This window comes from Bordetella petrii, from assembly GCF_017356245.1.
GTDB lineage: Bacteria > Pseudomonadota > Gammaproteobacteria > Burkholderiales > Burkholderiaceae_B > Bordetella_A > Bordetella_A petrii_D.
Map to the genome: position 1 here is coordinate 1 of NZ_JAFMZZ010000008.1, position 920 is coordinate 920.

General features: G+C 68.3%; 1 protein-coding gene. It reads left to right on the forward strand.

Annotated elements, in window-relative coordinates; translation table 11 throughout:
• A partial coding sequence (locus tag J2P76_RS23510) for a methyl-accepting chemotaxis protein (RefSeq protein WP_207410704.1) occupies nucleotides 1-920 on the forward strand: 920 nt, incomplete at both ends.

The window sequence follows — 920 nt, forward strand, 5'->3', positions numbered from 1 at the left end:
GCCGGCCAGCATTTCGACCGCATGGCCGCGGGCGACCTGACGGCGCGGGTGGAAGTGCGCAACAGCAACGAGATCGGCCAGCTGTTCGCGGCGCTCAAGCGCATGCAGGAGAACCTGGCGCGCACGGTGTCGCAGGTGCGACGCGGAGTGGACGAGATCAACGTGGGCTCGCGCGAGATATCGGCGGGCAACACGGACCTGAGCAGCCGCACTGAGCAGCAGGCGGCGTCGCTGGAAGAGACGGCGGCGTCGATGGAAGAGCTGGCCTCGACGGTCAAGCAGAACGCGGACAACGCACGCCAGGCGAACCAGCTGGCGGCCAGCGCCTCGGATGTGGCCGAGCGCGGCGGCGCGGCGGTGTCGGAGGTGGTGAGCACGATGGAGGGGATCTCGGCGAGTTCGCGCAAGATTTCCGAGATTGTGTCGGTGATCGACGGTATCGCGTTCCAGACGAACATACTGGCGCTGAACGCGGCGGTGGAAGCGGCGCGCGCGGGCGAGCAGGGCAAGGGCTTTGCGGTGGTGGCGGGCGAGGTCCGTTCGCTGGCGCAGCGCAGCGCGCAGGCGGCCAAAGAGATCAAGGTGCTGATCGAGGACTCGGTAAGCAAGGTGGGCACGGGCTCGCAGCAGGTGGAGCGGGCGGGGGCGACGATGCAGGAGATCGTGGCCTCGGTCAAGCGAGTGACGGACATCATGGGCGAGATTTCGGCGGCCTCGGAAGAGCAGTCGGGGGGTATCGACCAGGTGAACCGGGCGGTGTCGCAGATGGACGAGGTGACGCAGCAGAACGCGGCGCTGGTGGAAGAGGCGGCCGCGGCGGCAGGTTCGCTGCAGGAGCAGGCGCAGCGGCTGGCCGAGGCGGTATCGGTGTTCAAGATCAACGCGGGCGAAGTCATCGAAGTGCCGGCCCAGCAGCTGAC